The organism is Brevundimonas sp. P2_A6, assembly GCF_056404975.1.
On sequence record NZ_JBFUCZ010000001.1, the window covers coordinates 1033453 to 1060347 of the forward strand.

General features: G+C 65.8%; 25 protein-coding genes and 1 tRNA gene. 3 read left to right on the plus strand and 23 right to left on the minus strand.

Features of this window, described 5'->3' with window-relative positions:
• Window positions 1-4: 4 nt before the first annotated feature.
• The 17 genes from AC1DW4_RS05265 to AC1DW4_RS05345 all read right to left on the minus strand — a co-directional run bounded on the left by AC1DW4_RS05265 (window position 5) and on the right by AC1DW4_RS05345 (window position 14900).
• Entirely contained in the window at window positions 5-1492 is a 1488-nt protein-coding gene (locus tag AC1DW4_RS05265; RefSeq protein ID WP_477016172.1) for an NADH-quinone oxidoreductase subunit M, read from the minus strand.
• A 3-nt stretch (window positions 1493-1495) separates the two neighbouring features.
• Window positions 1496-3595 carry an NADH-quinone oxidoreductase subunit L gene (gene nuoL / locus AC1DW4_RS05270; RefSeq protein ID WP_477016173.1) on the minus strand — a complete coding sequence of 700 codons (2100 nt, stop codon included), beginning with the start codon at window positions 3593-3595 and terminating at the stop codon, window positions 1496-1498.
• Window positions 3596-3600: 5 nt separating this feature from the next.
• On the minus strand, window positions 3601-3909 hold the full coding sequence (gene nuoK, locus AC1DW4_RS05275) for an NADH-quinone oxidoreductase subunit NuoK (RefSeq protein WP_477016174.1): 309 nt from the start codon (window positions 3907-3909) through the stop codon (window positions 3601-3603).
• Complete coding sequence (locus tag AC1DW4_RS05280; protein ID WP_013269360.1) at window positions 3909-4535, minus strand: NADH-quinone oxidoreductase subunit J; 627 nt, start codon at window positions 4533-4535, stop codon at window positions 3909-3911. The genes nuoK and AC1DW4_RS05280 overlap by 1 nt, the downstream gene beginning before the upstream one ends.
• Window positions 4536-4658: 123 nt before the next feature.
• Window positions 4659-5150: an NADH-quinone oxidoreductase subunit NuoI gene (nuoI, locus tag AC1DW4_RS05285; protein ID WP_013269359.1), complete on the minus strand. Its 492-nt coding sequence runs from the start codon at window positions 5148-5150 to the stop codon at window positions 4659-4661.
• The gene (locus AC1DW4_RS05290) at window positions 5147-5365 is read right to left on the minus strand and encodes a hypothetical protein (RefSeq protein WP_477016175.1); all 219 of its coding nucleotides are present in this window, start codon (window positions 5363-5365) and stop codon (window positions 5147-5149) included. Before AC1DW4_RS05290 ends, nuoI begins: the two co-directional genes overlap by 4 nt.
• On the minus strand, window positions 5362-6435 hold the full coding sequence (gene nuoH / locus AC1DW4_RS05295; RefSeq protein ID WP_477016176.1) for an NADH-quinone oxidoreductase subunit NuoH: 1074 nt from the start codon (window positions 6433-6435) through the stop codon (window positions 5362-5364). Before nuoH ends, AC1DW4_RS05290 begins: the two co-directional genes overlap by 4 nt.
• A 340-nt stretch (window positions 6436-6775) precedes the next feature.
• Window positions 6776-8821 carry an NADH-quinone oxidoreductase subunit NuoG gene (gene nuoG, locus AC1DW4_RS05300; RefSeq protein WP_477016177.1) on the minus strand — a complete coding sequence of 682 codons (2046 nt, stop codon included), beginning with the start codon at window positions 8819-8821 and terminating at the stop codon, window positions 6776-6778.
• A complete protein-coding gene (locus AC1DW4_RS05305; protein ID WP_477016178.1) occupies window positions 8821-9315 on the minus strand; it encodes a hypothetical protein in 495 nt (164 codons plus the stop codon). Before AC1DW4_RS05305 ends, nuoG begins: the two co-directional genes overlap by 1 nt.
• Window positions 9316-9318: 3 nt before the next feature.
• Window positions 9319-10632, minus strand: coding sequence for an NADH-quinone oxidoreductase subunit NuoF (gene nuoF, locus AC1DW4_RS05310; RefSeq protein ID WP_477016179.1), 1314 nt, complete (start codon window positions 10630-10632; stop codon window positions 9319-9321).
• On the minus strand, window positions 10632-10910 hold the full coding sequence (locus AC1DW4_RS05315) for a hypothetical protein (protein WP_477016180.1): 279 nt from the start codon (window positions 10908-10910) through the stop codon (window positions 10632-10634). Before AC1DW4_RS05315 ends, nuoF begins: the two co-directional genes overlap by 1 nt.
• Complete coding sequence (gene nuoE, locus AC1DW4_RS05320; protein ID WP_477016181.1) at window positions 10910-11572, minus strand: NADH-quinone oxidoreductase subunit NuoE; 663 nt, start codon at window positions 11570-11572, stop codon at window positions 10910-10912. The genes AC1DW4_RS05315 and nuoE overlap by 1 nt, the downstream gene beginning before the upstream one ends.
• Window positions 11569-11967, minus strand: a complete 399-nt coding sequence (locus AC1DW4_RS05325; RefSeq protein WP_477016182.1) for a hypothetical protein — start codon at window positions 11965-11967, stop codon at window positions 11569-11571. Before AC1DW4_RS05325 ends, nuoE begins: the two co-directional genes overlap by 4 nt.
• On the minus strand, window positions 11964-13142 hold the full coding sequence (locus tag AC1DW4_RS05330) for an NADH-quinone oxidoreductase subunit D (protein WP_477016223.1): 1179 nt from the start codon (window positions 13140-13142) through the stop codon (window positions 11964-11966). The genes AC1DW4_RS05325 and AC1DW4_RS05330 overlap by 4 nt, the downstream gene beginning before the upstream one ends.
• Window positions 13143-13258: 116 nt before the next feature.
• Complete coding sequence (locus tag AC1DW4_RS05335; protein ID WP_477016224.1) at window positions 13259-13864, minus strand: NADH-quinone oxidoreductase subunit C; 606 nt, start codon at window positions 13862-13864, stop codon at window positions 13259-13261.
• An 86-nt stretch (window positions 13865-13950) separates the two neighbouring features.
• Window positions 13951-14553, minus strand: a complete 603-nt coding sequence (locus AC1DW4_RS05340; protein WP_477016183.1) for a NuoB/complex I 20 kDa subunit family protein — start codon at window positions 14551-14553, stop codon at window positions 13951-13953.
• On the minus strand, window positions 14523-14900 hold the full coding sequence (locus AC1DW4_RS05345; RefSeq protein WP_477016184.1) for an NADH-quinone oxidoreductase subunit A: 378 nt from the start codon (window positions 14898-14900) through the stop codon (window positions 14523-14525). The genes AC1DW4_RS05340 and AC1DW4_RS05345 overlap by 31 nt, the downstream gene beginning before the upstream one ends.
• A 247-nt stretch (window positions 14901-15147) precedes the next feature.
• Here AC1DW4_RS05345 and AC1DW4_RS05350 point away from each other — a divergent pair.
• Window positions 15148-15224 (plus strand) — tRNA-Asp (locus tag AC1DW4_RS05350).
• A gap of 279 nt (window positions 15225-15503) precedes the next feature.
• Entirely contained in the window at window positions 15504-16655 is a 1152-nt protein-coding gene (locus AC1DW4_RS05355) for a Coenzyme F420 hydrogenase/dehydrogenase, beta subunit C-terminal domain (protein WP_477016185.1), read from the plus strand.
• A gap of 6 nt (window positions 16656-16661) precedes the next feature.
• On the opposite strand, the gene mfd is transcribed toward AC1DW4_RS05355, so the two are convergent.
• Together mfd and AC1DW4_RS05365 are read right to left on the minus strand one after the other, a co-directional pair.
• Entirely contained in the window at window positions 16662-20114 is a 3453-nt protein-coding gene (gene mfd, locus AC1DW4_RS05360; protein WP_477016186.1) for a transcription-repair coupling factor, read from the minus strand.
• Window positions 20114-20434: an FAD assembly factor SdhE gene (locus tag AC1DW4_RS05365; RefSeq protein ID WP_477016187.1), complete on the minus strand. Its 321-nt coding sequence runs from the start codon at window positions 20432-20434 to the stop codon at window positions 20114-20116. Before AC1DW4_RS05365 ends, mfd begins: the two co-directional genes overlap by 1 nt.
• 97 nt (window positions 20435-20531) lie before the next feature.
• On the opposite strand from AC1DW4_RS05365, the gene recG reads away from it, so the two are divergent.
• Window positions 20532-22622, plus strand: coding sequence for an ATP-dependent DNA helicase RecG (gene recG, locus AC1DW4_RS05370; RefSeq protein ID WP_477016225.1), 2091 nt, complete (start codon window positions 20532-20534; stop codon window positions 22620-22622).
• On the opposite strand, the gene AC1DW4_RS05375 is transcribed toward recG, so the two are convergent.
• From AC1DW4_RS05375 to kdsA, 4 genes are all read right to left on the minus strand, one after another.
• On the minus strand, window positions 22619-23719 hold the full coding sequence (locus tag AC1DW4_RS05375) for a DUF3089 domain-containing protein (RefSeq protein ID WP_477016226.1): 1101 nt from the start codon (window positions 23717-23719) through the stop codon (window positions 22619-22621). The genes recG and AC1DW4_RS05375 overlap by 4 nt on opposite strands.
• Window positions 23720-23721: 2 nt before the next feature.
• Window positions 23722-24711, minus strand: coding sequence for an ADP-glyceromanno-heptose 6-epimerase (rfaD, locus tag AC1DW4_RS05380; protein ID WP_477016227.1), 990 nt, complete (start codon window positions 24709-24711; stop codon window positions 23722-23724).
• Between the two features lie 8 nt (window positions 24712-24719).
• Entirely contained in the window at window positions 24720-26207 is a 1488-nt protein-coding gene (rfaE2, locus tag AC1DW4_RS05385; RefSeq protein WP_477016188.1) for a D-glycero-beta-D-manno-heptose 1-phosphate adenylyltransferase, read from the minus strand.
• Window positions 26208-26225: 18 nt separating this feature from the next.
• Window positions 26226-26895 (minus strand): 3-deoxy-8-phosphooctulonate synthase (gene kdsA / locus AC1DW4_RS05390; protein ID WP_477016189.1); only part of this gene is annotated, 670 nt, incomplete at its 5' end.

Here is a 26895-nt window from a genome sequence, read left to right on the forward strand (position 1 = left end):
TCTCTCACCCGCCGATCGCGAGCTGCCAGCCGTTGACGACGGCGTCGACGGAAGCGGCGGTATAGTTCAGGACCAGGTCCGGCTGCACGCCCAGCCAGATCGTGCCGACGATCAGAGGGACGAAGATGGCCAGCTCGCGCAGATCGATGTCCTTGATCGCCGCCAGAGCCGGGTTGGTGATCTCGCCGAACATGACGTTGCGATACAGGGTCAGGGCATAGACGGCCGACAGGATGACACCCGTCGCGGCCACGAACGCGGCCCAGGTCGAGGCTTGATAGACGCCGGTCATGGTCAGGATCTCGCCGATGAAGCCACTGGTGCCCGGCAGGCCGACGTTGGCCATGGTGAACATCAGGAAGATGGCCGCATACCAGGGCATCCGGTTCGTCAGCCCGCCGTAGAAGGCGATCTCGCGCGTGTGCATCCGGTCGTAGACGACGCCGACGCACAGGAAGAGCGCGCCCGAGATAAGGCCATGGCTCAGCATCTGGAAGATCGCGCCCTGCATCCCCTGCGCGTTGCCGGCGAAGATGCCCATGGTCACGAAGCCCATGTGCGCCACCGACGAATAGGCGATCAGCTTCTTGATGTCCGTCTGACGGAAGGCCACCAGCGAGGTGTAGGCGATGGCGATCACCGACAGGGTGAAGACCAGCGGCCGGTACATCACCGACGCGTCCGGGAACATCGGCACGTTGAACAGGATGAAGCCGTAACCGCCGAGCTTCAGCAGGATGCCGGCCAGGATGACAGAGCCCGCCGTCGGCGCCTGAACGTGGGCGTCGGGCAGCCAGGTGTGCACCGGCCACATCGGCATCTTGACCGCGAAGGACGCGAAGAAGGCCAGCCACAGGATCGCCTGGGCCTGCGGGCCGAAGGCGTACTGCTTCAGCGCCGGGATGCTGGTGGTTCCCGCCTCGTTGGCCATCCACAGCATGGCCAGCAGCATCAGGACGGAGCCGAGCAGGGTGTAGAGAAAGAACTTGTAGGCCGCGTAGATTTTGTTCTGGCCGCCCCACACCCCGATGATGATGAACATCGGCACCAGGGTGCCTTCGAAGAAGATGTAGAACAGGAACAGGTCCAGCGAGGTGAAGACCCCGATGACCAGGGTCTCCAGCACCAGGAAAGCGATCATGTAATCGACGACGCGCGTCTCGATCGACTTCCAGCTGGCCGCGATACAGATCGGCAGCAGGAAGGCCGTCAGCAGAACGAACAGGATCGACACCCCATCGACGCCCAGATGATAGCTGGCCCCCGCGAACCAGGCGTAGTTCTCGACGAACTGATAGGCCGGGTTCGCGCTGTCGAACGACAGCACTAGCACCGCCGACACCGCCAGGGTGACGAGCGTCGTGCCCAGCGCCACCCAACGGGCGATGCCGTCACGGTTCGTCGGCGCAGCGAAGCGGCCAATCAGGATCAGCAGCGCCCCGACCAGCGGCAGGAACGTCACCACGCTCAGGATATTGGGGATCGCACCCATAACTCAGGCACCCCAGGTGTAGATGGCGAAGGCGAGCAGACCGGCCACGCCGAGCAGCATCACGAACGCATAGTGATAGACATAGCCGGACTGGATTCGGGCCAGCCGCGCGGCGGACTTCAGCGAAGCCCAGGCGGCACCGTTCGGCCCCAGCCCGTCGATGATCCGCACATCGCAGACCTTCCAGAAGAAGTCGCCCAGCGCCTTGGCGCCCTTGACGAAGACCAGGTCGTACAGCTCGTCGAAGAACCACTTGTTGTAGAGGAAGGTCCACAGCGGCCCCTCCTTCGCGGCCATCCGCTTCGCCATCCCCTCGTTGAGGACATAGTAGAAGGCGGCGATGCCGGCCCCCAGCAGGGTGACGACCAGAGGCGACCACTTCACCCACAGCGGGACCTCGTGGCTCTCGTGCAGGACGTGGTTGTCCGGGCCGTTGAAGATGGCTCCGCGCCAGAACTCGGTCTCGTGATGGCCGATGAAGTCGGGGGCGAAGACAAAGCCCGCCGCGACCGCGCCGACCGACAGCAGGATCAGCGGCACCAGCATGACCCATGGGCTCTCGTGCGGCTTCAACGGTCCATGATGGCCATGATCGTCGTGCGCATGCACGCCATGGTCTCCATCTTCGATCGGCTCCGAGTGCGTCTCGAGCTGAGCATGCGAAGCATGGTCGTCATGATCGTGTGCGTGTGCGGCCATCGCCTCTTCGGTCCACTGCGGCTTGTTGTGGAAGGTCATGAAGATCAGACGCCACGAATAGTAGCTGGTCAGACCGGCCGCGAAGATGCCGACGAAGAAGGCGAAATAGCCCGCCGCCGAATGGCCGCTGGAGGCCGCCGCATAGGCGCTCTCGATGATCGAATCCTTGGAGTAGAAACCCGCGAAGCCGCCGATCTCGGGGATTCCCAGGCCGGTGATGGCGATCGTGCCAATCATCATCACGGTGTACGTAACAGGTAGCAGGCGCCACAGCCCGCCCATTTTCCGCATGTCCTGCTCGTGGTGCATCCCGTGGATCACCGAGCCGGCCCCCAGGAACAGCAGAGCCTTGAAGAAGGCGTGGGTGAACAGGTGGAACATGGCGGATTCGTACACGCCGACACCCGCCGCGAAGAACATGTAGCCCAGCTGCGAACAGGTCGAATAGGCGATGACCCGCTTGATGTCGTTCTGCATCAGACCGACCGTCGCCGCGAAAAGAGCCGTGACCGCGCCGGTGATGGCGATGAGCAGCGAGGCCGTCGGCGCGTATTCGTAGATGGGCGAAAGCAGGCACACCATGTAGACGCCGGCCGTGACCATGGTCGCCGCGTGGATCAGGGCCGACACCGGCGTCGGGCCCTCCATCGCGTCGGGCAGCCAAGTGTGCAGGAAGAACTGGGCCGACTTGCCCATCGCGCCGATGAACAGCAGCACCCCCGCCAGATCCAGCGCCGACCAGGTGTGACCCAGGAACTCCCAGCCCTGCCCCTGCTTGGCGGCGATCATCGGGAACAGCTCGGCGAACTGGATCGTGCCGAACATCCAGAACACGGTGATGATGCCCAGGGCGAAGCCGAAGTCGCCGACGCGGTTGACGACGAAAGCCTTGATGGCGGCGGCGGACGCGGTCGGTTTCTTGTACCAGAAGCCGATCAGCAGATAGGACGCCAGCCCGACCCCTTCCCAGCCGAAGAACAGCTGCATGAAGTCGGCGGCCGTCACCAGCGCCAGCATGGCGAAGGTGAACAGCGACAGATAGGCGAAGAAGCGCGGGCGACTGTCGTCCTCGGCCATATAGCCCCAGCTATACAGGTGCACGAGCGAGGAGACGCTGGTGACCACGACCAGCATCACCGCCGACAGGGCGTCGATGCGGATCGACCAGGCGGACTGAAAATCGCCGACGTTGATGAAGGGTGCGACGCGGACCGTGAATGGCTCCAGCCCACCCCAGGTCCACTGGCTGAACACGGTCCAGGCCACGGCACAACTGAAGAACAACAGGCCGGTCGTGACAGCCTGGGACGGGATATCGCCGATGCGGCGACCGAAGAATCCGGCGATCGCGGCCCCGAGCAGAGGCGCGAAGACACCGAGCGTGACGAGCAGTTCGAGAGGCACTCCGGTCAGCCCTTCATCACGCTTGCATCATCCACGGCGATATCGCCGCGGTTGCGGAAGAACGTCACCAGGATGGCCAGGCCCACGGCGGCTTCGGCCGCCGCCACGGTCAGGACGAACATGGCCATGATCTGCCCCTGGACGTCGTTCAGATAGGCCGAGAAGGCGACGAAGTTGATGTTGACGGCCAGTAGGATCAGCTCGACCGACATCAGGATGATGATGACGTTCTTCCGGTTCACGAAGATGCCGAAGACACCGATGGTGAACAGCATGGCGGCGACCGCCAGATAGTGTTGCAGACCGACGTCCATCAGCGCAGCTCCTCGCCCGTTACGCCCGCGCCGGTGACGACGCCCTTGATCTCGACCGAGGTCTTGCGGTCGCGGTTGGTCTGGGCACCCGGATCCTGACGCCGGACCGACGGCTTCTTGCGCAGGGTCAGGACGATGGCCCCGATCATGGCGATCAGCAGGACGATCCCGGCCGCCTGGAAGAAGTAGATGTAGTCCGTGTAGAGCACCCGCCCGATCGTCTCGACGTTCGACGCGTCAGCGGTGGCGACAGCAGGCGCGACCGCATCCGAAGCCGCCCCGCCCTGCACCACCACGATCGAGATCATGACCATCTCGGCCAGCAGCACGCCCGCTACGATCGCCGCCAGCGGCAAATACGTCGCGTAGCCCTCACGCAACCGTACGAAGTCCACGTCCAGCATCATGACGACGAAAAGGAACAGCACCGCGACCGCCCCGACGTACACGACGACCAGAAGCATCGCCAGGAACTCGGCTCCCAGCAGGACGAACAGCCCGGCCGACGAGAAGAAGGCCAGGATCAGCCATAGAACGCTGTGCACGGGGTTGCGCGCGGTCACGACCAGAAGGCCGGACACCACGGCTACCGCCGAGAGCAGATAGAAGGCTATGCCTTGCAGCATGGGAGGCTTTCGCCCTTTCCGAAATGGTGCGGCGCAATCGCCGCACCTCTTAGACAGCGTTCGCCCCAAAATGAAGCGAGCAATTCGAAATCCGGCCCCCTCGCGGACGGAGAGGGACAATCGTCACCGATACGGGGCGTCCAGCTCCAGGTTCCTGGCGATCTGGCGTTCCCAGCGGTCGCCGTTGTCCAGCAGCCGGGCCTTGTCATAGAGAAGCTCTTCGCGCGTCTCGGTCGCGAACTCGCTGTTCGGGCCCTCGACGATCGCGTCCACCGGGCACGCCTCCTGGCACAGGCCGCAGTAGATGCATTTGACCATGTCGATGTCGTAGCGGGTCGTGCGTCGGCTGCCGTCACTGCGAGGCTCCGACTCGATCGTGATGGCCTGGGCCGGGCAGATGGCCTCGCACAGCTTGCAGGCGATGCAGCGTTCCTCACCGTTGGCGTAGCGGCGCAGGGCATGCTCGCCCCGGAACCGCGGCGACTGCGGATTGCGCTCGAACGGATAGTTGATCGTGTGCTTGGGGCGGAAGAACTCGCGCATGGTCAGGCCGAAGGCCCCGACCATGTCGATCAGCATCGCGCCCTTCGCGGCCTGGGCGATACGGGTAATCATCGGATGGGGTCTCCGGGACGGCGGCAGTCGCGGCGATAGCGATCCGTGTCGGTGTTCATGATGGCGCACAGGCGGACGCGCTCGGCCTCCTGCCGCTCGATGCCTTCCTGACGCCGCTGCCACTGATAGACGGACGCCGGGTCGGCCTCGTAGGCGGGCGGTAGGCAGCCGGTCAGGCCGGCGGCGATGGCGGACAGGGCCAGCATCCGGATCATGACCCCACCGCGAAAACGCGCCAGGCCGAAACGATGACGACGGCCACCAGCGAGGTCGGCAGGAAGATCTTCCAACCCAGACGCATCAGCTGATCGTAGCGGTAGCGGGGCACGAAGGTCTTCACCATGGCGAACATGAAGAACCAGAAGACGACCTTGGTCGCCAGCACCAGGAACAGCAGCAGGTTCACGAGGAACGGCGGCCAGTCGGCGGCGAAATCGATCGGGAAGCCCGGGTTCCAGCCGCCGAAGAACAGCAGGCTGATCATGGCGCACATGAAGACGATATTGGCGTATTCGCCGATCATGAACAGCAGATAGGGCGTCGAGGAATATTCGACCTGATACCCGGCCACCAGTTCGGACTCGGCCTCGGGCAGGTCGAACGGCGGGCGGTTGGTCTCGGCCAGGGCCGAGATGAAGAACATCATGGTCACCGGGATCATCACGACGATCAGCGGCCACGTATCGAGACCTCCACCGAAGGCGAACCAGTTCCAGATCCAGCCTTCCTGCGCCGTCACGATCGAAGACAGGTTCATGGTCCCGGCCAGCAGGATGACGTTGATGATGATCAGGCCGATGGACACCTCGTACGACACCATCTGCGCGGCGGACCGCAGCGACCCCAGGAACGGATACTTCGAGTTCGAAGCCCAGCCGCCCATGATGATGCCGTAGACGCCCAGCGAGCTGATCGCGAAGATGTACAGGATGCCGACGTTCAGGTCGGAGACGACCCAGCCCGGCGCGAATGGAATGGCGGCCCAGGCCACGAAGGCCAGGACGAAGCTGATCAGCGGCGCCAGCAGGAAGACCGCCTTGTCGGCACCGGCCGGCACGACGATCTCCTTCAGCACGAACTTCAGGAAGTCTGCGAACGACTGCAGCAGGCCGAACGGACCCACGACGTTGGGCCCTTTGCGCATCATCACCGCCGCCCAGATCTTGCGATCCGCCAGCAGCAGGAAGGCAAGCGACAACAGGATACCGACCGTGACGATCAGGATCCCGCCCGTGGTGATCAGGGTCCAGCCGACAGGGCCGTTCCAGAAGGTGTTCGACTCCATTAAAGTGTCCTGCCCGTCGATGGGTCGATCCGCGCGCAGCTCTGAGTGTCAGACACCCATTCACCACCACGATATTCGCAACCTGCTTGCTCGAAACTCATTTCGCCGGCCACAACCTGCTCGGCATATTGAGCGCGACGCGCCTCATCTTGTTGAAAGGGCAGTCTCCGCTCGGCTAGTTCGCGAGACGTGAGTGCCTCACTGCGGGGATTTCCGGGTTGGCTGTTCACCGCTGGATCAAATCTAGCAAGAAAGAAGAGACCAACGCCTACGACGAGCAGGAGCCCGCCAAAGGGAAGGTATTTCAGGACGGGGTGTTCAAAGAATGCAGCCATCACCCCTACTCCGCCGCCAGCAGGGCCGGAGCCATGCGCTGCGCGCTGAGCTCGGCCATGGTCGCGCTGGCGCGCGCGATGGGATTGTTCAGATAGGGGTCAGTGACGATCGAGCTGAAGGCGACATCGCCCAGGTCGCCCTTGGTCCCCAGGCTCGCCACGTCGAACGAAGCGGCGGGGGCCAGATAGTCGATGCGGCCGAAGGTCGGGTGGTCGGCCATTAGCCTGGAGCGCAGTTGGTCGAGCGTGTCATACGGCAGGGTGTGGCCGACGCGCTCGGACAGGGCACGCAGGATGGCCCAGTCTTCTTTCGCCTCGCCCTTCGGGAACACCGCGCGTTCGGCCATCTGAACCCGGCCCTCGGTGTTGACGTAGAGGCCAGACTTCTCGGTCCAGGCGGCGCCCGGAAGGATGACGTCGGCGGTGTGCGCCCCCCGGTCGCCGTGACTGCCCAGATAGACCTTGAACGCCTTCGACGGCGCGGTCTCGATCTCGTCGGCACCGAGCAGGAACAGGACGTCCAGCGCGCCCGGCTGAGCCATCTGGTGCGCCGTCAGACCGCCGGACGCGGGCACGAAGCCCATGTCCAGACCGCCAACGCGGGCGGCCGCATGGTGCAGAATGTTGAAGCCGTTCCAGCCGTCCTTGACGATCCCGACCTTCTTGACGAGCGCACCCAGCGCATTCAGAACGGCAGGACCGGTGGCACCCGACAGCGCGCCGGACCCGATCACGACGGCAGGCCGTTCCGCATTTGACAGGGCTTCGATGGCGGCCTTCGGCATCTTTGCCAGGGTCTTCGCCCCGGCACCCACGACGTCGAAGTCATAGGTAAGGTCCGACGCATCGCCGACCACGCCGACGCGAGTCTTGCCGGCCAGCCAGGCCTTGCGGATTCGCTGGTTCAGCAGCGGTCCCTCGGTGCGCGGATTGACGCCCACCAGCAGGATGGAGTCCGCCTCTTCCAGCCCTTGCAGGCCGGTGTTGAACAGCCAGCCCTCGCGCGGACCGTATCCCAGGGCCGATCCGTCCTGGCGGCAGTCGGTGTTCGCCGATCCCAGCGCGCGGAACAGATCCAGCGCCGCCTTCATCGATTCCGCGTCCTGCAGATCGCCAGCGATGACGCCGATGCGGTCGGCCGGTGAGGCCTTCATCTTCGTCGCGACAGCGTTGAGCGCCTCGTCCCAGGAGGCGACGCGCAGCTTGCCGTTCTCGCGCACATAGGGGCGATCCAGACGGCGGGCCTGCAGGCCGTCGACGACATAGCGGCTCTTGTCCGACAGCCACTCCTCGTTGATGCCCTCGTGCACGCGCGGCAGGATGCGCATGATCTCGGCACCCTTGGACTGGGCCGAGATGTTGGAGCCCAGGGCGTCCATGACGTCGATGGTCTCGGTCTTCTTCAGTTCCCACGGCCGATAGTGGAACTGCCACGGCCGGTGCGTCAGGGCACCGACGGGGCACAGGTCGTTGACGTTGCCCGACAGTTCGGACCCGACGGCCTGTTCCAGATAGGTGGTGATCTCGGCGTCCTCGCCGCGACTGATCATGCCGATGTCCGGAACGCCCGCCACTTCCGACACGAACCGCACGCAGCGGGTGCACTGGATGCACCGCGTCATGAAGGTCTTGATGGTCGGACCCATGTATTTTTCTTCGACCGCGCGCTTGTTCTCGGCATAGCGGGAACCGTCGCGGCCATAGCCCATGGCCTGGTCCTGCAGGTCGCACTCGCCACCCTGGTCACAGATCGGGCAGTCCAGCGGGTGGTTGATGAGCAGGAACTCCATCACCCCTTCGCGGGCCTTCTTCACCATCGGCGTGTCGGTGAAGATTTCCTGATTCTCGGCGGCCGGCAGAGCGCACGAAGCCTGCGGTTTCGGCGGTCCGGGCTTCACCTCGACCAGACACATGCGGCAGTTGCCGGCGATCGACAGCCGCTCGTGATAGCAGAAACGCGGGATCTCGTGCCCGGCGCGCTCGGCGACCTGCAGCACGGTCATGCCGGGCTCGAACTCGACTTCGACGCCGTTGACCTTGGCGACGGGCATCAGCTTACCTCTTCTTCAGCGCGAACAGGCATCATGGCCTGCTCGGTCGTGCCGTCCGGCAGGGTCTGGGTGATCTCGATCTCTTCGCCACGGATGGCATAGCGCACGACGGGGTCGGTGGCCTGATCTATCCAGCGGACGGCCTCGGGATCCGGCAGATCCAGCGGCTTCCAGACCACCAGGCCGTCGCCGGCGCGGCACTGGGCCTTCATGATCCCGCCATCGACCGGCGCGGCCCACTGGGCGTTGACGACCTGGCCTTCCAGCCCGGTCAGTTCGATCGCCTCCACCTGCTGGCCATGGATCGCGGCCAGACCCGCGCGGCAGACGCGGCGCAGATCGACGGCGGTCAGCACGGCCGGCGACTGCGCCACCGCATCGGACACAGGCGCGGTAGCCGCGACCTTCTCAGCCGGGGTCGCAGCCGTCTCGGCGGGCCTGCCGCACGCCGACAGGGCCATTGCAGCGGCAGTCAGGATCAGGGCGCGCCGCATCCCCTACTCCGCCGCGATGGCATGGCCGGCGAAGTTCGCGCGGCGCGTGCGGTATTGGGAGATGCGGTCTTCGATCTCGTGGCGGAAGTGGCGGATCAGGCCCTGGACCGGCCAGGCGGCCGCGTCACCGAGCGCGCAGATGGTGTGGCCCTCGATCTGAGTCGAGACCTCCAGAAGCATGTCGATTTCCGACGGATCGGCCTCGCCCACGGCCATCCGCTCCAGCACGCGCCACATCCAGCCGGTGCCCTCGCGGCACGGCGTGCACTGGCCGCAGCTCTCGTGCTTGTAGAAATAGCTGATGCGGGCGATCGCCTTCACCAGGTCGGTGGAGTTGTCCATCACGACCACGGCCGCCGTGCCCAGACCCGACTTCATGTCGCGCAGACTGTCGAAGTCCATCAGCGCGACTTCGGACATCTCGCGCGTGATCAGCGGCACCGAAACCCCGCCCGGGATAATGGCCTTCAGATTGTCCCAGCCGCCACGCACGCCGCCGCAGTGATCCTCGATCAGCTGGCGCAGCGGGATCGACATGGCCTCTTCGACGTTGCACGGACGGTTCACATGTCCGCTGATCGACATCAGCTTGGTGCCGGTGTTGTTCGGACGGCCAAAGCCCGCGAACCATTCGGCGCCGCGACGCAGGATCGTGCCGACGACGGCGATCGACTCGACGTTGTTCACCGTGGTCGGGCAGCCATACAGGCCCGCACCCGCCGGGAACGGGGGCTTCAGGCGCGGCTGGCCCTTCTTGCCTTCAAGCGATTCCAACAGGGCGGTCTCTTCGCCGCAGATGTAGGCGCCCGCGCCGTGGTGGATGTAGACGTCGAAGTCCCAGCCGTGGACGTTGTTCTTGCCGATCAGCTTGGCTTCGTACGCCTGCTTGACCGCCGCCTCCATGCGCTCGCGTTCCAGCACATATTCGCCGCGCAGATAGATGTAGCAGGCATGCGCCTGCATCGCGAAGGACGCGATTAAACAGCCTTCGATCAGCAGGTGGGGATCGTGGCGCATGATCTCCCGGTCCTTGCAGGTGCCCGGCTCGGACTCGTCGGCGTTGACGACCAGATAGTGCGGCCGGTCCTTCACCTCCTTGGGCATGAAGGACCACTTCAGGCCGGTCGAGAAGCCCGCCCCCCCGCGTCCGCGCAGACCGGAGTTCTTGACGTTAGTGATGAGCCAGTCGCGGCCCATGTCCAGCATGTCCTTGGTCGCGTTCCAGCAGCCGCGATTCTTCGCGCCCTCAAGGCCCCAGTCCTGGAGCCCGTACAGGTTGGTAAAGATGCGATCCTTGTCTTGCAGAATGCCGACCATCAGCGTGCCAACCCTTCAAGCTCGGCCATGCGACGGCGATGGTGGCGCGTACGCAGGAATGTCGTGGCGATCACCAGCGCCCAGCCGGCGGCCAGCATGCCATAGCCGACGACGATCGACCCGGCCGGCAGACCCAGCAGCTCGCGCGACGCCGCGACGCAGAACAGAGCCGCCAGAATGATCAGGCCCAGCCCGCCCCAACGCAGCGGCAAGGCCACCTGGCGCAGTTCCTTGCGATAGGCAGCACGGCCTTCTTCGGTATCCAGATCGGGGGCCATCACGCGGGCACCGGCTGGCTGTTCGGCAGGGTCTTGATCGGCTTGGCGGCCGAGCCGTCGTAGATCGTGGCGTCGGTCAGCGTCAGCGGGCCACCCTCGGGTGCCGAGTTGACGCGATCGACGCGCGGCCCCGCCTTCGGCGACTTGCCGGCGGCGAAGTCGTCGATGATCTGGTTCATGTCGGCGGCGGTCAGGTCTTCGAAATAGTAGTCGTTGATCATGGCCATGGGCGCGTTCACGCACGCCCCCAGGCACTCGACCTCTTCCCAGTAGAATTTGCCGTCGGCCGACAACGTCTGCTTCGGACCGATCCGGCTCTTGCAGACCTTCATCAGCTCGCCCGACCCGCGCAGCATGCAGGGCGTGGTGCCGCAGACCTGGATCAGGGCGGCCGAACCGACCGGCTCAAGCATGAACATGGTGTAGAAGGTCGCGACCTCCAGCACCCGGATGTAGGCCATGTCCAGCTTGTCGGCGATCGCGCGGATGGCGGGCTCGGACACCCAGCCTTCCTGCTTCTGGACCAGCCACAGCATCGGAATCACGGCCGAACGCGCGCGGTCCGCCGGGTATTTGGCGATCCACCAGTCGACCTTCTTCATCGTCTCTTTCGAGAAGGCGAACGAGGCGGGCTGATCCTTGGCGAGACGACGAACGCTCATGCTTTACCCATCCAGCGGTTCAGGCGTGCGCTCCAGACGGCGCGACCGGCCTGGCGCAGATCGCGCGAAAGCCACGACAGCGGCGGCAGGTAGCGCACCGCCAGCTGGCTGATGAAAATGAAGCCGCTCATCCACACGACCGAGCGCAGATTGGCCTCCCAGAACCCCCGCCCCTCGGCCAGGTATCCGGCGCGGTAGGCTCCTCGAACCAGCGTCACGCCGGCGACCGACGGCGCGGACTGCAGCGCATCAGCCAGCACGAACTTCACGCTGCCCATGACGGCCCGACGCTTGGGCGAAAAGGCGAATTGGATCGCCACGCCGAAGGCCAGCAGGGCCAAGAAGGCGATGACCTGCAGCTGGGTGAAGACGGGATCGACGACGAAGGCGCTCACCGGTCGACCTCGCCGAAAACGATGTCGAGCGAGCCCAGGATGGCCGAGACATCGGCCAGCATGTGGCCGCGGTTCATCCAGTCCATGGCCTGCAGGTGACGGAAGCCCGGGGCGCTGATCTTCACCCGGTACGGCTTGTTGGTGCCGTCGCTGACCAGATAGATGCCGAACTCGCCCTTGGGGGCCTCGACGGCGGCATAGACCTCGCCGGCCGGGGTGTGGAAGCCTTCGGTGTAGAGCTTGAAGTGATGGATCAGGGCTTCCATCGACCGCTTCATCTCGCCGCGCGTCGGGGGAACGACCTTGTTGTTCTCGACCATCACCGGCTCGCCGGGGCAGTTGCGCAGCTTGTGTATGCACTGCTCCATGATGTGCACCGACTGCTTCATCTCCTCGACGCGGACCAGATAGCGGTCCCAGCAGTCACCGTTCTTGCCGACGACCACGTCGAAATCGAGCTCGGCATAGCACTCATAGGGCTGCGACTTGCGCAGGTCCCAGGCGATATCCGAACCGCGCAGCATCACGCCGGAGAAGCCCCACTCCAGGGCCTGCTCCTTCGACACCACGCCGATGTCGACGTTGCGCTGCTTGAAGATGCGGTTCTCGGTGACAAGGCTCTCGATGTCGGCCAGGGCCGTCGGAAACTCGGCGCACCAGCGGCCGATGTCGTCGATCAGGGCCATCGGCAGGTCCTGATGCACGCCGCCGGGCCGGAAATAGTTGGCGTGCAGTCGCGCGCCGCAGGCCCGCTCGTAGAACACCATCAGCTTTTCGCGCTGCTCGAAGCCCCACAGCGGCGGCGTCAGGGCCCCGACGTCCAGCGCCTGGGTCGTGACGTTCAGCATGTGCGACAGGATGCGGCCGATTTCGGAATACAGGACGCGGATCAGCTGGGCACGATATGGCACCTCGATCCCCATCAGCCGCTCGATGGCCAGGCAGAAGGCGTGCTCCTGGTTCATCGGCGCGACGTAATCGAGCCGGTCCAGGTAGGGCACGTTCTGCAGATAGGTGCGCGCCTCCATCAGCTTCTCGGTGCCGCGATGCAGCAGGCCGATGTGCGGATCGACGCGCTCGACCACCTCCCCGTCCAGCTCCAGCACCAGGCGCAGCACGCCGTGCGCGGCCGGGTGTTGCGGGCCGAAGTTGATGGTGAACTTGCGGTCGTCCATCTCGCGCGCATGCGCGGTGCGAGGGTCCCCGAACGCGATATGACCCAGGTCGTCGGTCACGACGTCCAGATCGGCGCGCGTGGGCGAGGCGTTGGCGATGGGGTGTCCGTCGGCCATCAGGCTTTCCCTCCCGAAGGGGCCGTCGCGCCGACCGCGCGGGCCTGCGCCGCCTTCTCGTCGCCCGGCAGGACGTCGGCCGGATACTCCGCGCCTTCCCAAGGTGACAGGAAGTCGAAGTTGCGGAACTCCTGCGTCAGCTTGACGGGCTCATAGACCACCCGCTTCTGCTCCTCGTCGTAACGGACCTCGACATAGCCGGTCATGGGGAAGTCCTTGCGCAGCGGATGCCCCTGGAAGCCGTAGTCGGTCAGCAGCCGGCGCAGGTCCGGGTGGTCGGAGAACAGCATCCCGTACATGTCGAACGCCTCGCGCTCGAACCATTCGGCTGACGGATAGACCCTGATGACGCTTGGCACGGGCTGGACCTCGTCGGTCGTGACCTTGACCCGCACGCGCGCGTTCCGCGTCAGGCTGAGCAGGTGATAGACGACGTCGAACCGCTCAGCCCGATCGGGATAGTCCACGCCGCAGACGTCGAGCAGCTGCTGGAACCCAAACCTGTCCCGCAGATCGGTCAACACGCTCACGATCCGGTCGCGGTGGCAGGTCAGGGTCAGCTCGCCATAGGCCACGGTCGCGTCGACCTGCAGCTCGGCCACCATCTCCTGGCCCAAGGGCGTCAGGACGGCGGTGTTGGCCGCGACGGTCGCCAGATGGCCCGTCGCATATTTCGGCTGCTCGAACTCGCTCATCGCTCGATCGTCCCGGTGCGCCGGATCTTCTTCTGCAGCTGCAGAAGCCCATAGATCAGCGCCTCCGCCGTCGGCGGGCAGCCCGGCACATAGGCATCGACCGGCACGATCCGGTCGCAGCCGCGAACGACGCTGTAGCTGTAGTGGTAATAGCCACCACCATTGGCGCAGCTGCCCATGGACAGGACGTAGCGCGGGTCCGGCATCTGGTCGTAGACCTTGCGCAGCGCCGGAGCCATCTTGTTGGTCAGTGTGCCGGCGACGATCATCAGGTCCGACTGACGCGGGCTGGCGCGCGGTGCCATCCCGAAGCGTTCCAGGTCATAGCGCGGCATGGACGCCTGGATCATCTCCACGGCGCAGCAGGCCAGACCGAACGTCATCCACATCAGCGACCCTGTGCGGGCCCAGTTGATGACATCGTCCAGCGACGCTGTCAGGAAGCCCTGCTCGGCGATCTCGGTGTTGACGGCCTCGAAGAACTTGTCGTGGATCTTGGGATCGTAACCCTCGACGGTCGAGCGTCCGCCCTGGCCATAGGCCGTGGGCAGCGGCGACGATGGTGCGATTATTGCCATTCCAGCGCGCCCTTCTTCCATTCGTAGATGAAGCCGACGGTCAGCACGCCAAGGAAAGCCATCATCGACCAGAAGGCGAACACCATCGACCCATGCGCCAGATCGAAGATCGACACGGCCCACGGGAACAGGAAGGCCACTTCGAGATCGAAGATGATGAACAGGATCGATACCAGGTAGAACCGAACGTCGAACTTCATTCGCGCGTCGTCGAAGGCGTTGAACCCGCACTCATAGGCCGAAAGCTTCTCGCTGTCGGGGTTCGACGGAGCCAGCACCCAGGCGGCGATCATGAAGCCGAGACCGAGCACGGTCGCGATCGCCAGGAAGATCACGATCGGCAGATACTGAAGAAGGAAAGCGTTCATCGAAAATGGGTCCCTGCCGACGGGGGAGGCGGCGGATTCGGCGCTTTCTAGACCCAAGATCGCGGCGGTTCAAACCCATGCGATGAAAGCCTTTTGATTGATAATGGTTCGCAGAAACAGGCGCGTTCGCTGAACCTTACAACCTCGCCGAAATCTGTCATGAAACCCCGGAAGTTCGCTTGACACCCGGCCGCCCCCCCGCCTAAACGACGCCCCTCGCCGCGCCGGAAACGACGCAGCGAGAAACGCGGGTGTAGCTCAGTTGGTTAGAGTGCCGGCCTGTCACGCCGGAGGTCGCGGGTTCGAGTCCCGTCACTCGCGCCATCTCTTCTGAAGCAGAAGGGATGGCGCGCTCCCCCCATTTTTAGTGCGCTAACGCTCGCAACGCGGTCGCCCGCTGCTTGAGCGCGATTTCTTCGCGGTCGAATGGGCCACGCTTGACGCGTTGGTCGCAGCATGGGTTTCTCATGACCCGGCCAAGACGCGCCGAGTCTGGGGACCGCCCGTTTGCCTGCTTCCGCCGACCCCACTGCCCCGGTCTGGGCACCGCCCGTCCGACCACCCGTCCCACGTAATCTCTGCACCGACTGCGGCGTGTCACGCATGGAGGATCCTGCCCTGTGCGGAAAGGCCTGCCAGTTCATCAAGCCGGACTATCCGGCGATGGAGACGCGTGTGCATGGCCGGGCGCGCGATGCCGCGACCAGCCCAGACGAGCTGTTCTTCGGGCCGGTCAAACGCATGGTTCGCGCTTCGCTGAGGAAGCCCGCGCCGGGTGCCCAGTGGACCGGCATCACCACCCGGATCGGCGAACGCCTGCTTGAGACCGGCGCGGTCGATGCGGTCCTGACCATGGCCCCCGACCCCAAGGATAAATGGCGGCCCATGCCCGTGCTGGTGACCCAGGCGTCGGCGATGGCCCAGGTGCGCGGCATGAGGATGGGCTATGCGCCGTTGCTGGCCCTGCTGGAGAATGCGCGCGCGCAGGGATATCGCCGCCTCGCCGTCATCGGCATTCCCTGCCAGGTCTATGCCCTGCGTGCTCTGGAGGCCGAGCTGGGGTTCGAGAAACTCTACGTCGTTGGCACGCCCTGCTCGGACAACACCACGACCGAGCGGTTCCACGAGTTCCTGGCCCTGGTGTCGGAACACCCCGACACCATCACCTATCTGGAATTCCGCGCCGACTACCATGTCGAGCTGCGGTTCACGGACGGCAGAGTGAAGACCATTCCGTTCCTGGCCCTGCCGATCTCGCAGCTGGCCCCGGACTTCTTCCCCCTCACCTGCCGGACCTGCGTCGACTACACCAATGCCCTCGCCGATATCACCGTGGGATACATGGCCGGTCAGGGCGAGCAGTGGCTGCTGGTCCGGAACGATCGCGGCGAGGAACTGCTGAACCTGCTCGGCGAAGAGGTCGCGCTGTCGGAGCCGGGCGACAAGGGCAAGCGCAAGGTCGCGGTGGCCGGCTTCATCACCAATGTGGAACGCGCGGCGGGCGGCCTGCCTCTGCGCCGCATGCCCGACTGGGTTCGTCCGATCGTCAGCTGGCTGCAGCCGCGCACCGGCCCGCGTGGCCTGGAGTTCGCCCGCACCCGCGTGGAGATGAAAGCGGCCGAGACCGTCATCCATCTGCGCCGCGAGGAGCCGCGCCGGATGAAGTCGATGATCCCCGACCACGTCTGGAAACTGGTCGCGCCCTATGGCCTGAAGCCCGCCGAGGGCGAGCAAGGCGATCCCCCGCCCGCCTGACCGCGATCAGGCCCCGGCGACGCGCGCCAGGTCGGCGGTGATCCGCTCGGCGACCTTCAGACGATCCTCCGGCGTCGGCCAGTCGCCCTTGACGACGATCTTCTGATCCGGCCGGATCTTCCAGGTCGCGTGGTTCTTCTGGATCAGCCCGACCAGCCCGCCCGGATTGGGGAAGCGGTTGTCGCGCAGCGTCAGCACGCAGCCCTTCGGCCCGATGTCGATGCGCTCGATGCAGGCCGTCTTGCAGTTTGCCTTGATACCGACGATCCGCAGCAGTTGCTTGGCCTCGTCCGGCAGCGGCCCGAACCGGTCGATCAGTTCGGCGGCCAGGGCCTCGCGCGTCTCGTTGTTCTCGGCGTCGGATAGGCGGCGATACAGGCTCAGGCGGACGTTCAAGTCCGACACATAGTCCTCGGGAATCAGCACGGCCGCGCCCACGTTGATGGCCGGCGACCAGCCGCGATCGACCACGCCCTCACTGCCGTTCTGACGCAGCTCGGCGACCGCGTCCTCCAGCATCTGCTGATACAGTTCGACGCCGACCTCGCGGATGTGACCCGACTGCTCGTCGCCCAAGAGATTGCCGCCGCCGCGCTGGTCCAGATCGTGGCTGGCCAGCTGGAAACCGGCCCCAAGGTTGTCGAGCGACTGCAGCACCTGCAGCCGCCGCTCGGCCGACAGGGTCAGCGGCCGCTTCGGATCGACCGTCAGATAGGCGAAGGCGCGGGCCTTGGACCGACCGATGCGGCCACGGATCTGGTGCAGTTGCGCCAGGCCGAACATGTCGGCCCTGTGCACGATCAATGTGTTGGCGGTCGGAATGTCGATGCCGCTTTCGACGATCGTCGTCGAGACCAGAACGTCATAGGAGCCGTCGTAGAAGGCGCTCATTACGTCTTCCAGTTGGGTCGGGCTCATCTGGCCGTGGCCGACGACGAACTTGATCTCGGGGACCTGGACGCGAAGGAATTCCTCTATGTCTGGCAAGTCGGACAGGCGCGGACAGACGTAGAAGGCCTGACCGCCCCGGTATTTCTCGCGCAGCAGCGCCTCGCGGACCATAACCGGGTCCCACGGCGCGACATAGGTCCGCACCGCCAGGCGATCGACCGGAGGCGTGGCAATGATCGACATCTCGCGGATGCCGGACAGGGCCATCTGCAGCGTACGCGGGATCGGCGTCGCGGTCAGGGTCAGGAGATGCACGTCGGCGCGCAGGCTCTTGAGCTTCTCCTTGTGCTTGACCCCAAAGTGCTGCTCCTCGTCGACGATGACGAGGCCCAGGTCCTTGAACCCGACCTGGTCGGACAGGACGGCGTGGGTGCCGACGACGATCTCGAACGAACCGTCCTTCAGACCGCTGCGCGTCTCCGCCGCGTCCTTGGCCGTGACCATGCGCGACAGGTGTCGGACCTTGATCGGCCAACCGGCAAACCGCTCGGAGAAAGTCTTGAAATGCTGACGCGCCAGCAGCGTCGTCGGGCAGACGATCGCGACCTGTTGTCCCGTCATGGCCACCACGAAGGCCGCGCGGATCGCCACCTCGGTCTTGCCGAAACCCACATCGCCGCAGATCAGCCGGTCCATCGGCACGCCCTTGCCCAGGTCCTCCAGCACGTCGCCGATCGCGTTCAACTGGTCGTCCGTCTCCTCATAAGGGAAGCGGGCGCAGAACTCGTCGAACAGGCCATGCGGCGGGGTGATCGCCTCGCCGACCCGCAGCGCGCGCTTGGCGGCCAGGGCGATCAGGCCCTCTGCCATATCGCGCAGGCGGGCCTTGGCCTTGGCCTTGCGCCCCTGCCAGGCCGCGCCGCCCAGACGGTCCAGCTGAACGCCGTCGGACTCAGAACCATACCGGGTCAGAAGATCGATGTTCTCTACGGGCAGATACAGCTTGCTGTCACCCGCGTAGAGCAGCTCCAGACAATCGTGGGGCGCCTCCTGGATCTCCAGTGTCTTCAGACCCTCGTAGCGGCCGATGCCGTGATCGAGGTGCACGACAAGATCGCCCGTCGTCAGGGCTGACGCCTCGGCCAGGAAGTTCGCTGCCCGACGTTTGCGCTTGGGCCGCACCAGCCGGTCGCCGAGGATGTCGGTCTCGGAGATGACCGCGATGTCGGACGTGACGAAGCCGTGCTCGACCGGCAGGACCGCGCGCAGATAGAGGTCCTTCGATGCGGCCTGCACGTCGGCCCAGTCGCGCACGGCGACGACGTGATCCAGGCCATGATCGGCCAGCATGACGCCCAGCCGGTCGGACGAGCCTTCGCTCCACGAGGCGAACAGGACCCGCTTCCCGTCGGTCTTCAGCTGCGCCGCGTGGTCGGCGACGGCCTCGAACAGGTTGACGCTGTCCTGCGCCCGCTCGGCCGCGAAGGTCCGGCCCAGACGACCACCGGCGTCTTCGGCCGCTGCATCGAACGGCGACAGGCGACGCACCTGACGGCCGGCCAGGGCCGAATTCCAGTCCGCGTCCGGCAGATAAAGTTGCTCCGGGGCCAGCGCCCGGTTCGCCGCCCCGCCCTTGGCTTTCGAGGCCTCGCGCCGCGCTTCGTAGGCATCGCGGGTCAAGGCCCAGCGTTCGGCCCGTGCGGCCTCCGCCTGATGATCCAGGAAGATGGCGGCCCGGTCCGGCAGATAGTCGAACAGCGTCTCAAGGTGCGGATAGAGCAGCGGCAGCCAGTGCTCCATGCCCTGCCGACGCGCGCCCTCGCTGACGGCGGCATACAACGGATCGTCACCCGGTGCGCCGAACAGGTTCAGGTAGCCGGTGCGGAAGCGGCTGATGGTCTCCGCGTTCAGCAGCGCCTCGGACACGGGCGATAGAGCGACCTCGCGGCGCTGGCCCGTCGATCGCTGGGTCTCGGGATCGAAGGTCCGGATCGATTCCAGCTCTGACCCGAACATGTCCAGCCGGACCGGCTCGTCGAAGCCCGGCGGAAACACGTCGATCACCCCGCCCCGAACGGCGTATTCCCCCCGCTCGTTGACGGTCGATGCCCGCATGTAGCCGTTGGTGGTGAAATAGGTCTCCAGCGCCGCGGTATCGAGCTCGCGACCGACCACGGCGTCGAAGCCCGCTGAGGTCGTGACTTCGCGCGGGGGTGTGCGCTGCATGGCGGCGGCCACCGTGGTCACCAGCAGCAGGGGCTTGCGCTCATCGACATCGCGCCGCGCCAGCGCCGTCAAGGCCGCCATCCGCTCGGCCGATACGCCCGAGGTCGGGCTCAGCCGGTCATAGGGCAGGCAGTCCCACGCCGGGAATTCGACGACCTCGATCTCCTTGGCGAAGAACTGGAACGCCTGAACGAAGGAAGTCGATCGCGAATGGTCCCGCGCCACGAAGACACCCACGCCGCCGTTGGCCTTCAGCCGTTCGGCCACGATCAGCGCATCCAGCCCCTCCGGCGCGCCGCCCAGTTCGTGATCAACGCGTTTGTCGATGCTCGCGCCGTCCATCAGCCAGCTCCTTCTGCGACGGCAGCGGCGACATGGGCGCGCATGAAGGCGCGCAGCTTTGTCATCAGCAGCGTCTGGTGTTCGGCCGGCGTCGGCTTGGTCTCGATGATCCAGGCGTACAGGTCGTGATCGTTGTCCTCGGCCAGCAGGGCCTCCAGGCTCTCCAGGTCCGAGTCGCTCAGGCCTGCGCCCTCGCGCTCCATGAACGGACCCAGCACCAGGTCGGCCTCGCGGAAGCCCCGGCGCCATGCGCGGAAGGTGATCCGGCCCAGTCTCTGCTGGCGGATTTCGGTTTCGGCACGCGCATCGTTATCGGCCACAAGAATCCTTGCCCGGTCCATTCGTCGGTTTGGTCCAGCAGATAGAGGTCTCAGGCCCGTTTCGCCAGCGGAGCCTTGGCGTCTAATGTCGCGGTCGATGCGGCCCCAGATTCTCTTTCCCCTGTTCGCCGAGGTTTCCAGCCTGAAGGGCGTGGGGCCGCGCACCCTGCCGTTGGTCCAGAAGCTGGCGGGCCCCCTGGTCCGCGACGTCCTGTTCCTGGCACCCGTGGGTGTGATCACCCGTCGTCGCACCAACGCCGCCGATGCCATCGAGGGTGAGGTGGGGGTGTTCGATGTCGTGGTCGATCGCATGATTGCGCCCGGCCGACCGGGCGTCCCGCTCAAGGTTCGCGCGAGCGACGACACGGGCTTTATCCATCTGATCTGGTTCGGTGGCAGCCCCCAGCATATCGACCGCCAACTGCCACGCGGCGAGCGGCGGCTGGTGTCTGGCAAGGTCGAGCGATTCAATGGCGAGGTGCAGATCGTCCATCCGGACTGGATCGTGCCGCTGGACAAGGGCGAGGAAATCCCGACGGTCGAGCCCGTCTATCCGGCCACGGCGGGGTTGACGTCGCGCAACGTCCGTAAGCTGGCCTTGGGTGCTCTGGCCATTACGCCGGAGCTGGACGAGTGGCAGGACGCCGCATGGCTGGCCAATCGGCGCTGGCCGGTGTGGAGAGCCGCTGTGGACACGCTTCATGCGCCCATGAGCGAAGCGGACCTGTCGCCCGACAGCGCGGTCCGCGAGCGACTGGCCTACGACGAACTGTTCGCGCATCAGCTGGCCCTGGCTCGGCGGCGACGGGCGCGTCAGATCACCCGGGCACCCGTGATCGTGCCGGGCAAGGCGTCCGCTTCACTCCTGACGTCCCTGCCCTTCTCCCTGACAAGTGCCCAGGCTCAGGCTATTTCCGAGATCCGGCGCGATCTGGCATCCGGCGAGCAGATGGGTCGACTGTTGCAGGGTGACGTGGGGTCGGGCAAGACCGCCGTCGCCGCACTGGCCATGGCGGATGCGGCCGGGGCCGGCTTTCAGGCCGCCCTGATGGCCCCGACCGAAATCCTGGCCCGCCAGCATTTCCAGCGCCTCGCCCCAATGCTGCAAGCCGCCGGTCTGGCAACCGTTCTGCTGACCGGCCGCGACACGACCGCCGAACGCCGCCATCGGCTGGCGGCGCTCGCTTCGGGCGAGGCTAAGATCGCGATCGGCACTCATGCCCTGTTTCAGGACGCGGTCCGGTTTGACCAGCTCGCGCTGGCGGTTATCGACGAGCAGCATCGGTTCGGCGTCAACGAGCGTGCCCGGCTTCAGGCCAAGGGCGATCCACGGGTCGGTGGCGTTCATTTGCTGACCATGTCGGCCACTCCGATTCCGCGCACTCTGGAGCTGACCCAGTACGGCGAACTGGAAGTCAGCCGCCTCATGGAGAAGCCGCCCGGCCGAACGCCGGTGGCCACGGCCGTCCTGCCATTGACGCGTATCGCCGAAGTGGCCCAGCGCCTCAAGGCGGCCGTCGAAAGCGGCGCCCAGGCCTACTGGATCTGTCCGTTGGTCGCCGAATCGGAAGTTTCCGATCTGGCGGCGGCTGAAGAGCGTGCCCGTGATCTGCGGCGGTTGCTGAACATCGAGGTCGGCCTGGCCCATGGACAGATGCCCGGTGGGGAACGCGAGGCTGTCATGGCGGATTTCGCCGACGGTCGCCTGGCCGTTCTGGTCGCAACCACGGTCGTCGAGGTCGGGGTGGACGTTCCAAACGCCACCATCATGGTGATCGAACACGCCGATCGTTTCGGTCTGGCCCAGCTTCACCAGCTACGCGGGCGCGTAGGGCGCGGGGCCAAAACCAGTGCCTGCATCCTTCTGTATGGCGGACAGGATGGAGCACTGGGCGACACCGCACGCGAACGCCTGGAGACGCTGCGGCGGACAGAAGACGGGTTCGAGATCGCGGAAGAGGATTTCCGTCTACGCGGCGGCGGCGATCCTCTGGGCCTGCGGCAGAGCGGATTTCCCGCCTATCGATTTGCCGATCCGATCCGACATCGATCACTGATGCTGGCCGCCTCCGACGACGCACGGCTGGTGCTCGGCCGCGATCCTGATCTGACATCGCGACGCGGACAGGCGATCCAGGTGCTGGAAGCGCTGTTTGACTGGAGAACGGATCGGTCCGCCTTGGACTAAGGCGCGTTGACGGCATTCCAGACCGCCAGCCGGCGCTCAACATCAGCCTCAATATCGGCGTAGAAAAGGTTATATTGACGGGCTTTTCTTCGGTCGGCCCAGTCTCCCACCTCCCGGAACGACTCCGTCGTCAACTCCGTGTGACGCAGCAGCCCGTCTCGACACTGGGTCGCCACCGCCCGGTCGATGAACGCGGGTCGCACGCCCCATTCCAGCCCTGTGGCATTGGCCGCGCCGCGATGCCGACGGGCGGGTACGGGGGTGGTGTCGTTCGAACCGCTCACCGGGTTCACGCACAGCCCGGCGCGTCCATCCAGATCCACAAGCCGACCGTTCGCATCCCACACCAGCGCTCTGCGCAACCGACGCCAGGCGGCACCGTCGTTGTTTTCGTCTACCTGCGACCAGCCGATGACACACCCGATCTGTGTCGCGGTCGCACAGGGAGGGGTGACATGGGGCAGACCATCGGCGGCGACGATGACATCGATCAGATAGACCGCCACGAGGCGCCGGCGCAGCGCCTCGTCCGACGCGACACGGTCTTGCAGCAGGCGGTCGATCAGGTCGCCCCCCTGCTCCACGCCGGCCAGCACGATGGGACCTGTCGGGTGATCGGACAGCCAGGCCTCGAAGGCGGCGAGCGCATCCCGGTAGGCGAAAGCCCTGGCGTCGCGCGCATCGTCCCGGAGCGTCAGGCGGGTATAGAGCGAGGCCTGCCGATAGCGCGGGACGCTGATCGATCCCGAACGCGCGAAGGGACCCGCGTAGTTTGGGATGACGACCCGCTTGAGATAGGCATCGGCCCTGGCGTCGCCGATCGGGCCGTTCCAGTCCTCGCCCCCGTCGAACGTCGTCGAGTGAAGGAAGAACACGGCGGCGTCACCAGCCCCGGGCCTACTCACGTTCCGCATGGCCCAGGCGCTGGGGGACCGGTAGTCGGGCGCGGGCGGTGGACGATAGGTCTGGAACGGAATCTGGGGATCCAGCCCGGCCTGCAGGATATCGCCGCGCCATATTCCGACAGCGGCCGCGACAAGCAGGAACAGCCCGATCCCCAGCCAGCCCACGGTCTGGCGCAGCGTCAGACCCCGCACCTTCACCTGTAAGGGTCCGGCTGCGAGAGATAATGCTGAACGTAGCGGCGCACACCCTCCTCCAGCGGCGTCGACTGGCCGCCGAAGCCCAGGGCCCGGACGCGGTCCATCTTCGCCTCGGTGAAATATTGATACCGGTCCCGGATGACTTCGGGCATGTCGATATAGGCGACGGCCGGGTCCTTGCCGGCCGCCGCGAAGGTGGCGTGGGCAAGATCGAGGAATGACCGCGCCTGGCCCGAACCGGCGTTGAAGATGCCGCTGACCTCGGGCGTGCACAGCAGCCAGTCGATGATGTCGACCACGTCGTCGACGAAGACGAAGTCGCGCAGCTGGCCGCCATCGGCGTAGTCTGGATGGTGCGAGCGGAACAGGCTGACGGTCTCGCCGGCCGTCACTTTGGGCCAGATCTGGGCGATGACCGACTTCATCCCGCCCTTGTGGCCCTCGTTCGGGCCATAGACGTTGAAGAATTTCAGGCCGGCCCACTGGTGGGGGGCGTGGTCGCGCGAGGCCTCACGCACCGCATACTGGTCGAACAGCTTCTTGGAATAGCCATAGGCGTTTAGCGGCTGAAGCTTCGAGATCGCGACAAGATCGTCGGCGTCTTCGAATCCGGCCTCGCCGTCGCCGTAGGTGGCCGCCGAGGAGGCGTAGATCATCCGGGCGTCGTTCAGGGCGCACCAGTCCCAGATGTCGCGGGACAGGCTGAAATTGGTGCGCAGGATCAGGTCGGCGTCCTGCTCCGTCGTCGAGGAGATGGCACCCATATGGACGACCGCACCGACCCGTTCGGCGTGGCGCTCGAGCTGAACGAACAGCTCCTCTGGATGCCAGAAGTCGGCGATGGCGGACTTGGCGATGTTGCGCCACTTGCCGAGATTGGCGTCCTCCAGCCGGTCGCAGACGACGACGTCCCAGCGATCCTCGGCGCATAGGCGCGAGACGATGTTTGAGCCGATGAAGCCGGCGCCGCCGGTGACGACGATCATCTTGCGCATCAGCCGGCCTCTCCCAAAACGCCTGGCGAGGGGGCGCTCTCCGTCATCTTCGCGATGGTCCGGGTGGTAGAATAGCCGTCGGCGAACTCGGCCAGCCTGACCTCCCCGCCCCAGCTCTCGACCAGATCGCCGCCGACCACGCCTTCGCGGGTGTAGTCGGCGCCCTTGATCAGGACGTCGGGGCGCAGGCGTTCGATCAGGGCCAGGGGCGTTGGATCGTCGAAGGAGGTGACGCGGTCCACGCTGGCCAGGCCGCCGATGACCACGGCGCGGCTATCGAGATCGTTCACGGGACGGCCGTCGCCCTTGAGCCGTCGAACCGAGGCGTCGGTGTTCAGAGCCACCACCAGACGGTCGCACCACGACCGGGCCTGCGCCAGATAGGCGACGTGGCCGCGGTGCAGGATGTCGAAACAGCCGTTGGTGAAACCGACCTTCATTCCCTGACGCCGCCACGCCTCGACCTCGGCCGCCAGATCATCCAACGCCGTGACCTTGGCCAAAGTCGCGCCGGCGTGCTGGCTCATCTCCGCTTCGATCAGTTCGGAGGGCGTGACCACGGCCGTGCCGCTCTTTCCGACCACCACGCCGGACGCCAGGATCGCCAGCTGCACCGCCTGTTCCAGCGACGCGCCGGATCCCAACGCCAATCCAAGGGCGGCCAGGCCCGTGTCCCCGGCCCCGGAGACGTCGAACACCTCGCGCGCGCGGCCCGGGAAGTGCTGGGCGGCTTCGCCGCGCCGCATCAGGCTCATGCCCTTGCCGGCGCGGGTGACGACGATGGCCTTGGCGGTCGTGGCGGCCAGCAGGGCCTCCAGCGCGGCCTCGATCTCTGCGTCGGATTCGACAGGAAGGCCGGTGGCCCCCGCCAGTTCGGAGGCATTGGGCTTGATCAGATCAACCGCGCCATAGCGGGCGAAGTCGCGGCCCTTGGGATCGACGATGACCACGGCACCCGTCTGCTGCGCCTGCCACAGGGCCGCGCGGATCAGGCGTTCGGTCACCACACCCTTGGCATAGTCCGATAACAGAATAGCGGAAGCGTTTGAAAACACGTCCTCGCGGGCGAAGGAACCGACAGCAATCTCCTCCTCGTCGAGACGCATCAATTGCTGACCTCCCGAGACGTAGCGGGTCTTGACGATGGTGCCTGCCTCGCCGCTGCGATCGATGAAATCGACGATCCGATCCTCGATGGAGACGAGCCGGGCCAGCTCTTCTCCGGCCGCATCGGCGCCGGTCACACCGCCGAGGTGCGCGAGGCCGCCAAGCGCCGCAACATTTCTGGCCACGTTTCCGACCCCGCCCGGCATGGACACGACGCGACGCGAGCGCAGGACAGGGATCGGCGCCTCGGGCGAAATCCGGCTGACCTCCCCATAGACATAGCGGTCCAGCATCAGGTCGCCGACGCACGCGACCGTCTGGTCGCGCACGCGGTCGAGCAGGGTCTGCAGGACGCCGAGATCCAGGGTGCGATCAACCATCGCCTTGGCCTAACGGATTCAGGCCGCTTTCGCCATCCGCGCCTTGGACAGGTCGTCATAGGCCAGCAGCTCGGCGGCCAGGGCCTCGAACTGATCCAGAGGCACCATGTTGGGCCCGTCGGACGGGGCGTGGTCCGGATCCTGGTGGGTTTCCATGAAGACCGCGTCGACGCCGACGGCCACCGCCGCGCGGGCCAGGACGGGCACGAACTCGCGCTGGCCGCCCGACGAAGTCCCCTGGCCGCCCGGCTGCTGCACGCTGTGGGTGGCGTCGAACACGACCGGGCAGCCGATGTCGCGCAGGACCGGCAGGGCGCGCATGTCGCTGACCAGGGTGTTGTAGCCGAAGCTGGCCCCCCGCTCGCAGGCCATGACGTTCGGATTGCCGGCGCCGACGACCTTGGCGATGACGTTCTTCATGTCCCACGGGGCCAGGAACTGACCCTTCTTGATATTGATCGCCTTGCCGGTCGCGGCGGCGGCCAGCAGCAGGTCGGTCTGGCGGCTGAGGAAGGCGGGAATCTGCAGCACGTCGACGGCCTGCGCGGCCACACGGGCCTGCTCTTCGGAATGGACGTCGGTCAGGACCGGCAGACCCGTGACCTGGCGGATTTCGTCGAAGATCGGCAGCGACTGTTCCAGTCCCAGGCCGCGCGCGGCGTTGGCGCTGGTGCGGTTCGCCTTGTCG